This window comes from Negativicutes bacterium (assembly GCA_021372785.1).
Taxonomy (GTDB): Bacteria; Bacillota; JAAYKD01; order JAAYKD01; family JAAYKD01; genus JAJFTT01.
Genome location: JAJFTT010000056.1, coordinates 1 through 8,014 on the forward strand (window position 1 = coordinate 1; position 8,014 = coordinate 8,014).

Genomic DNA, 8,014 nt, shown 5'->3' on the forward strand with positions numbered 1-8,014 from the left:
ATACGGCATCTTGCGATCTAATTGTAAGCGAATACGGCATCTTGCGATCTAATTGTAAGCGAATACGGCATCTTGCGATCTAATTGTAAGCGAATAGAGTAAGAAAAGAAAGGCAGTTGAACCAACAATGAAAAGTATCAAACCCGGACGCGGTCCCTCCATGATGAGCGGTATCACTTCCCTGGCGGTGGGAGTCTTTGGCATCGTCTGGACTTTTGCCGCCGCTTCCATGGGCGCACCCGGTTTCTTTAGCCTGTTTGGTGTCTTTTTTGTCCTGATGGCGGTTGTCAGCGGAATTTACAATATCCGCAATGCCACTGCGGAACAGCGCTACTCTGCTTTTGATATTACCGATGGAAGCGAAGAAGCAGACCCGCTGAATCAGCACTTTGGCGCAGCTCCCGAGCAGACTGACCCCGCGGCAGCCCAAAGCGACGGACAATTTTGCCCCTATTGCGGCGCCGCCGTAGAGGAAGATTACAGCTATTGCCGCCAATGCGGCAAGAAACTCTAAAAAATCAACTTACTGCCATAACCTACCCTCGTCGTAACCATCTTTCGCCGTAACCCATCCTCGCCGTAACCCATCCTCGTCGTCCCCATCCCCGTCGTAACCATCTTTCGTCGTCATCCCTCTTGTAATATATTATTCCGCCTCACGGCCACTAGACTTTTACCAAATGTAGGGAACGGTCTTGACCGTTCCGCCGTAACCATCCTCGTCGTAACCATCCCCGTCGTCATCCCTCCTGTAATATATTAGTCTGCCTCACGGCCACTAGACTTTTACCAAATGTAGGGAACGGTCTTGACCGTTCCGCCGTAACCCATCCTCGTCGTAACTTCCCTCGTCGTAACCATCGTGCGTCGTAATCCTTCTTGTAACAAATTTAAAAAATCGGCGCTGCGAGCAAATGTTGATAAGCATGAAACAGGAGTTATCCTTTAAAAAAACAAAAAAACACCGGCGGTGTGAGCAGAGAGGAAGCGAGAAAAATGCGAGCCTTAAATATTGTGGTGGTCTATGATCCAACCGGAGAAAATCTGCTCTTTTGCAAACGCCGCAAGAAACCCTTTCTGGGCTTGTATAACTTTGTGGGCGGCAAACTGGAGCCGGGAGAAGAGCCGCTGCAAGCTGCTTACCGTGAACTGCAGGAAGAAACCGGCATCCCGCCGCAACTGATTGACCTGCGTCATTTTATGGACTTCACTTATTACTTGGATGATCTGCTGCTGCAGGTCTTTGTGGGCAAATTAAAACAGCCGTTTGCGGTGCATGGCACGGAAAACCAACTGCTTTGGTTACCAACAGAGCAGAACTTCTTTGACGAAACTGTTTTTGCCGGTCACGGTAATATCGGCCATATCTTAGCCATGCTGAACGATCCCACCGCGCAGAAGTTTTAGATGCTCTCTCGCCTTACGACCAAGCGGCTTCCAATTTGCAATCTCGCTGTAACTATTTCGTCGTCATAACCGTTTGCATAACAAGCTATTTCGCCTTACGATCACAAAGTTTTCAATTTGTCGCCTTAACTATCTCCGCCGTAACCAACCACGTCGTAACCCCTCTCGTAACATATTCTTTCGCTCACGATTACAAAGATTCACCAAATGTAGCCAGCTATCAAACGTCAAGTGGCAAAATGAAAATTATATTCTGGGAACATAAGGCTTTTTATCCCTTAAGACAGCGAAAACAATGTTGCATAATTTATGTGTAACAGCCCCAATAGCCGTCATATAGTCTTTTCCTTCGTCGCGTTTCTTCTGGTAAAAAGCAGACATGACCGGATCTTTTTGCGCAGCAACCGTTGCGGCATTCCAGAGCGCTCTGCGCAGATAAGGTGAGCCTCGCTTCGACATCGTGTTGTGCGTTGAAGTGAAATTACCGGATTGTTTAATCGAAGGATCAATACCGGCAAACGCCGCCAGTTTCTTCGGATTTTCAAAATTATCAATATTGCCGATTTCCGAGTAGATCACCGCAGCCGAAGTGACTCCCACGCCAATAATAGTATCCAAATAGCATTCACATTGGGAATAGATCTGCTCAATCTTATTCTCAATTGCGTCAATCTGTTCTTCAATGAATTGAATCAGATCCACGGTTTGGTGTAATTCAAAGCATAGAGCAGCGTTCGCTCTATTCACACCAACAGTGTGTCTGCAGGCGCTGCGGATCTCGAGCGCTTTTTCCTCACCGAAACTGCCGTGGGAATGCTTCGCTAAAAAATCAGCCAACCGTTTTGTGCCGAGCTTCAGAATGGCATCCGGTGACGGATACTTGCTGAGCAACTCCAGCGAAGTTTTACCGAAAATATTGGAAAATAGCTTGTGATATTCCGGAAAAAGGTGATCCAACACACCAATTACATGGTTTTTGTGTTTTGCAATCTCATCAACCAAAGAACAACGGTAACGGCATAACTCGCGCAAGTTCTGGACATCCTCCGTTTGCACTGCTACATCGGAATAACGACCCATGCGGATCACATCCGCGATATAACCGCAATCCACCGTATCCGTCTTGGTTTTACGGACAGACATGCGCCGTATGGCGTCGGTGAGCAGGGGATTGACCACATGCAATTCAATTCCTAAATCGAGTAAAGCACAATAAAGATTCAGCCAGTAATGACCGGTGGCTTCCATGCCGACGCAAATCGTATCTTGCTTTTGGTAAAAAGCGACCTTCTGCAAAAACAATTGAAAGCCCTCTTCGGAATTTTCAAATGCAAACGAGGGAGCCAGCGCTTGACCACTGGCGTCCACCGCGATCGCCTGGTGACGGAATTTACCGATGTCTACGCCAAAAGTAATCATTTACAGCAACTCCTCAAACTGGAATGCGGCAAAGGATGATCTCTCTGACGCTGACAGCTGCAACCTCGCGTGAAATACAAGGATTTTACCCTATCCAGCCAATACGCAGATTTCTGTCAGATCAGAGGCAACACTCTACATCACAGGAACGATTCCCAGGGAACAGTACGTTGACCTCTGCCTGACAAAATTATACCACAAAGGGCAAACCCCTTGGATACCTAAAGAGTGGCTTTGGCTCGCTTCCTGTACCCTGTAAATGAGTTACCTTGGCACTACTAGTATATACGAGGGAACGGTCTTGACCGTTTCGCAACGTATCGCATAAATCAGCTTGATATGCTTATGCTTATGGGTAACGCGGAATGGTCAAGACCATTCCCTACCTTGCACAATGTTAATAACTGACATGCAACGGTATGTATACAAACGCCAAAATACATGGACCAAAGGATGAAGCACATTGGGCAATTGTAGGGAACGGTCTTGACCGTTCCGCCGTAACCCTGCTGTCTCGTCTTCAAACCTGGCGATGAACTGATCATCGAAAGGAGTTCAAAAAAAATGAGTGACTATGATAAAACCTTTTGGTATTTGGTTGGTCAAAACAGCAACGAACCGAGCGGACCTTCCGGCGGCGGGAGAGGACCCGGTTGTTTTGTAACCTCTTTGCTGTTTTTGGTGATCGTTATCCCCCCGCTCTGGATTATATTGGAATTGAACCCAGGTCCCGGAACGCAGGCTCTGATATTTGGAACTGCGACTTATTTGCTCTGGCGCTATGCCATGTATGATCAGAAGAAAAGGGAAGAACAAAAAAAGCAGGAGCAGGCGAAGCGAGAACAAGAAAAACGGGATTGGGAACAGAAGAAACAGGAAAAGTTGGACCGGGAGAAACAGGAACAAGAACAACAGGAAGATCCGGAGCTGATGTGAGGCAAAAACAGCTTTCGAACAGACAGATGATACATGGCGTCAAATAGGAGAAAAGGATAGTATTTTTCCAATGGCCGACGACGGATATATATGCTAATCTGAAAGTATACCAGAAAGCGAAAAATGCTGATCGGAAAGTATACCACTTGAATAACTGTAATCCTTGAGATATGCTCAGGGCAGAGGTGAGTAAAAGGTGGTTATCACAAGAAAAGATTACAAAGAGATCCGGCAAAGGCATTTACACAGGATAGATAGGAATAGAAGGGTGAAACCGTTCAAATCTGAGCATTACAAGAAAGGAAATAATGTATAATGGAAAGAGGAAATGTATTAGTGATCGGTAATTCAGGAGTTGGCAAATCAACGTTGATTAATGCCGTTCTTGGTCAAGAAAGGGCGGAAACCGGTTGGGGTACAGAGGGAACAACAAAAGAATTAACGATATACACTAGTGAAAAGATACCTTTTCGTATCATCGATACATTGGGGTTTGAACCTACCTCTTCCTTTCTAAAAGAAAACAAGGCGATTAATGCTGTAAAAAAATGGTCGAAAAAGAGTGCTCAAGAAGGCCACAAAGATAATCAGATCAATGTGATTTGGTTTTGTGTTGAAGGAACATCAAGTAAACTGTTTCCAAAAACCATCGTAGATCTTTCAAAAGCAACATCAGTGTGGAAGACCGTCCCGGTGATTGTCGTAATTACGAAATCCTATTCCGTTCCGGAAAGAGTAAAAAATATAGATATGGTGAACAACGCATTTGCCAAACAAAAACGCTACACAAAGAATTTGCGTAAAGTAATTCCGGTTGTTGCATCTACCTATGTGCTGAATGAGAATGCGTATGCAGCCCCTGAGGGGATTACTGAACTGATCGATGCGACCAATGAATTGATGCCTGAAGGAATAAAGGCGAGTCAAGCAGATGTGGATACATTCAAACTCAATCGCAAGAGAGCGCTGGCTCATGGAATCACCGGAATGTCAATCACAGCAGCAGTTGTTGTTGGAGCAGTTCCGATCCCGTTTCCTGACGCTGTCATACTCACCCCAATCGAAATAGCTCTGGTCAATGCTATTGCTCGAGTATATGAAACGAATAAAAATGAAGAGTCGAAGAAATTCTTTGAGTCTATTGTAGAAATTGGAACCGTAAGTGTGGCAGCAAAATCGGCAGTAAATGCGTTGAAAGCGATTCCCGGGATCAATCTGGGTGTCAGTGTTTTGAATGCAGTTATTGCCGGCAGCATTGTAGCCATGCTGGGTGAAGGAGCAACCTATGCGTTTGAACAAGTATATTTGGGAAAAAAGAGCATGGCGGATATTGATTGGGTAAAAAAGGCGATAGAGACAAAATTCACCTCTCAATTAATAGATATTGTCAAAACCGTAGTAGAAAAAATCACGAATAACACTGATAAAAAGACCATTGCCCAAATAATCAGCGATGTATTTCAGAATTCATTCAGCGCGCCTGACGATAAAAAAAAGTAAATTTCAGCTTTGTCCGTAAAGCGAAACAAACTTCTATACATCAACCTTCAATGCGCAGCTTGGTTGGGGGCTAAGGATATATCCTTAGCCGTCAGTCGCCGCGTTACCGCCGAATTGCGGCGATACTGGCCTTATGCGGTTTGATCGAGCGTTCCGGTCGGGGAATGAATCTCATATAGAAACTGAGCATGATGGAAGCGGAACCGTCGCCCGATTTTAGCGGGACGGATGATAACTTGCGTTAAGAGAAGAGATCCGAAGAAATGTGCAATTTTCGACTCCAAATGGATATAACCATAGAAGGACTTATTTTAAGTGTGATGGAATATATGATACAATGGCAAGAACAAATAACGGCTTAATACCACAGCAATACCGGTCAGCGCAGGAAGTTCCAAGAGGAAATTTCACCCGAAAAGCGATATGCCGTATTCCATTTGTATATTCTCAGACCAGAATGATGAGAAGGGTGGCCTAGCCCTTCGGGATCTTTTCTTTGCTTCTCATGATGAGCTGCCATTTTAATTTTGGGAGGATCGTGCAATGATAGAACCGGCAAAAATGAAAGATGCCTATCAGAAAGTCGAAACAGAAAATGCTGACTTCAGACTCTATCTGAAAGCGCATGCAGATGAGCAAGAACTGGATGAGCAGTTTCTAAAATTGCACAAAGAGTTGTTTGCTGATTATGATTGCAGTAAATGCAGAAATTGCTGCAAGGAATACTCCGCGGGCCTGAAGCAAGCAGAATTGAGCCGGATTGCGGCTTTCCTAAAGATGACCGAATCTGATTTTAGGCAAAAATACGTGCTTGAAGAGTTTGGACAGTATCAGTTCAATGCCCAGCCGTGCCATTTTCTCAAAGAAGACGGCAGCTGTGAAATTGAAGCATGCAAACCCGACAGCTGTCGGGACTATCCCTATACGGACAACCGGAAAGATTATTTAGTTTATTTTTCACTGCGGAATCAGCCGGTATTTGCCCGGTTGTTTTTGAGATGTTCGAAAGACTGAAAGACGAGTATCAGTTCCAGAGAAGAAGAGAATATTAATTTTTTAAGCTTTTGCATTTATATCCAGTCAATTTAAAAAGAAAAGAGGTCGCGTCATGCAACTGGGCTGCACAAAAAAACTTTTGGATTACCTCGGCAAAAAAGGCGGACCGGCGGATGCCGGCATAGAACCGCTGCTGTCCTGGAGCGCGCATCTGATCACACTCAATCGTCGGCATGTTGTGGTGGCAGCCAACGATTCGTCGCGTTACGGTTTTGTGCTGTATGGGGTTAAGGCCAAGGATATCAAAGTACTGGATCAGCTGCTGCTGGATGGCATCCGGGCTTGTCTGGAAACTGAGTGCATCAGTCCGGAGCTGATCGATCGTTATCTGTCCGACTGCGGTGAGAGCGTAACCTTCACCAGGACGGCCAATCGTACCAACGTGGCGCGTTTGAACAAACTTTGTGAAAGGGTTGCATGGTATGCGGAGGTGTTGACGCCAGACGAGCTGCTGCAGCGCCAAATTTTGCTTTCGCTGAATTACGATCTAATTACCAACAAAAGCACTCCCGTTAAGGGCTATTTCATTCCCTTTGAGAAGTTGGCGGCGGATCTTTCCGCTCGTTACGATACCCCGCCGTATCGCTGCCGCGCCGCTGAGCTGGAAGTGGTGCTGGAGTTGGAGAGCGTTTGCCGCCGGCGCATTGTTGTGCCGCTGAGTTACACCTTTCAGCAGTTGCATCACGGCTTGCAGCAGCTTTTCTGCTGGCAGGACTATCATCTGCACGAGTTCTGGATTGAACGTTATCCCAACGGCAGATTGAAATATACGCTGATCGGCTTCCCGCGTGAGGATGAATTTGAAGGTGAAACCACGCGGATGGATCAAGACGTCTGTCTGTCCGAGATTTTCCCAAGCTACGATCATATTATCTACAATTACGATTTTGGCGACGATTGGATTCATCACATCCGCCTTGTTCGCATCGTGGAGGATTACGATAAAAATGCTCCTGTTTGCCTGGCCGGTGAGGGGGACGCGCCGCCGGAGGATGTCGGCGGGCCCAGCGGTTATGCCGAAATGCTGAGAATTCTGGCCAATCCTCAGGATGAGGAATATCCGCATATCAAAAGCTGGCTGGAAGACATGTGCTGCGAGCCTTTCAATCTTGAACAAGTGAACTATGGTTTAAGCAAAAGTGCAAGGTCAAGTTATCTTCTGCGTTGATCTTGAGAGCGAACTATAAAAATGATGATACCATTCCTATTTCAAAAAAATAGGCTCCTCAACCCCCGCTGCAGTGCGATGAAAAAACACAGGCATTGACTATGGTGTACAACACGGTTGCATCTTGCAGTGAGAGTGCTGTTTTTACCAAAAGAAACTGGCCTGGCAGTATTCTTTTGCCGCGTTCTGTCCGGCAACCCTGGCGCTTACTGTTGCGCCGGTTGGTATTGATCCCAAAACGATAGAAAACCCGTCCAAACTAAAATCGCATTTCAGTTTGGACGGGTTTTTATCGCTATCAACTTTGCACTTTTTGTAAGCGTCAAATAACCACCCTCAAGCGACAAAAAGCCACCCGAAGGTGGCAAAGTCATCCCTTGCAAATGTAAAGTCAAGTCCATAAAAGTGTGTAAATTCCTCGGTATGAATACAAACCGTATGAGTAGCGTTTATGCCGCGAAAGGTTATTTCTTTTGAGAGATGATGTGGTAGGCTTATTTGCCAGGCAGATATTTAGCTGCCGGCAAA

General features: G+C 45.8%; 7 protein-coding genes. 6 read left to right on the forward strand and 1 reads right to left on the reverse strand.

The genetic code is table 11. The features are described 5' to 3' along the window. Positions 1 to 127: 127 nt before the first annotated feature. On the forward strand, positions 128 to 514 hold the full coding sequence (locus LLG09_07445) for a zinc ribbon domain-containing protein (GenBank protein ID MCE5196945.1): 387 nt from the start codon (positions 128 to 130) through the stop codon (positions 512 to 514). A gap of 482 nt (positions 515 to 996) precedes the next feature. Beyond that, positions 997 to 1,407 (forward strand): NUDIX hydrolase, encoded by a 411-nt coding sequence (locus tag LLG09_07450; GenBank protein ID MCE5196946.1) that lies wholly within the window; start codon positions 997 to 999, stop codon positions 1,405 to 1,407. 246 nt (positions 1,408 to 1,653) lie between these two features. Here LLG09_07450 and LLG09_07455 read toward each other — a convergent pair whose 3' ends face one another. Then, the gene (locus LLG09_07455) at positions 1,654 to 2,826 is read right to left on the reverse strand and encodes an IS110 family transposase (protein MCE5196947.1); all 1,173 of its coding nucleotides are present in this window, start codon (positions 2,824 to 2,826) and stop codon (positions 1,654 to 1,656) included. Between the two features lie 564 nt (positions 2,827 to 3,390). Between LLG09_07455 and LLG09_07460 the strand changes: the two genes are divergently transcribed. From LLG09_07460 to LLG09_07475, 4 genes are all read left to right on the forward strand, one after another. Next, complete coding sequence (locus LLG09_07460) at positions 3,391 to 3,762, forward strand: hypothetical protein (GenBank protein MCE5196948.1); 372 nt, start codon at positions 3,391 to 3,393, stop codon at positions 3,760 to 3,762. Between the two features lie 315 nt (positions 3,763 to 4,077). Continuing rightward, positions 4,078 to 5,262, forward strand: a complete 1,185-nt coding sequence (locus LLG09_07465; protein ID MCE5196949.1) for a GTP-binding DUF697 domain-containing protein — start codon at positions 4,078 to 4,080, stop codon at positions 5,260 to 5,262. Between the two features lie 543 nt (positions 5,263 to 5,805). Then, positions 5,806 to 6,276, forward strand: a complete 471-nt coding sequence (locus LLG09_07470; GenBank protein MCE5196950.1) for a YkgJ family cysteine cluster protein — start codon at positions 5,806 to 5,808, stop codon at positions 6,274 to 6,276. Positions 6,277 to 6,370: 94 nt separating this feature from the next. Next, positions 6,371 to 7,486 carry a plasmid pRiA4b ORF-3 family protein gene (locus LLG09_07475; protein ID MCE5196951.1) on the forward strand — a complete coding sequence of 372 codons (1,116 nt, stop codon included), beginning with the start codon at positions 6,371 to 6,373 and terminating at the stop codon, positions 7,484 to 7,486. Positions 7,487 to 8,014 lie beyond the last annotated feature (528 nt).

Bases quoted from the DNA above. Each gene is read 5' to 3' on its own strand.
- LLG09_07465 (MCE5196949.1), top strand. From the start codon at position 4,078: ATGGAAAGAGGAAATGTATTAGTGATCGGTAATTCAGGAGTTGGCAAA.
- LLG09_07460 (MCE5196948.1), top strand. From the start codon at position 3,391: ATGAGTGACTATGATAAAACCTTTTGGTATTTGGTTGGTCAAAACAGC.
- LLG09_07455 (MCE5196947.1), bottom strand. From the start codon at position 2,826: ATGATTACTTTTGGCGTAGACATCGGTAAATTCCGTCACCAGGCGATC.
- LLG09_07450 (MCE5196946.1), top strand. From the start codon at position 997: ATGCGAGCCTTAAATATTGTGGTGGTCTATGATCCAACCGGAGAAAAT.
- LLG09_07470 (MCE5196950.1), top strand. From the start codon at position 5,806: ATGATAGAACCGGCAAAAATGAAAGATGCCTATCAGAAAGTCGAAACA.
- LLG09_07445 (MCE5196945.1), top strand. From the start codon at position 128: ATGAAAAGTATCAAACCCGGACGCGGTCCCTCCATGATGAGCGGTATC.
- LLG09_07475 (MCE5196951.1), top strand. From the start codon at position 6,371: ATGCAACTGGGCTGCACAAAAAAACTTTTGGATTACCTCGGCAAAAAA.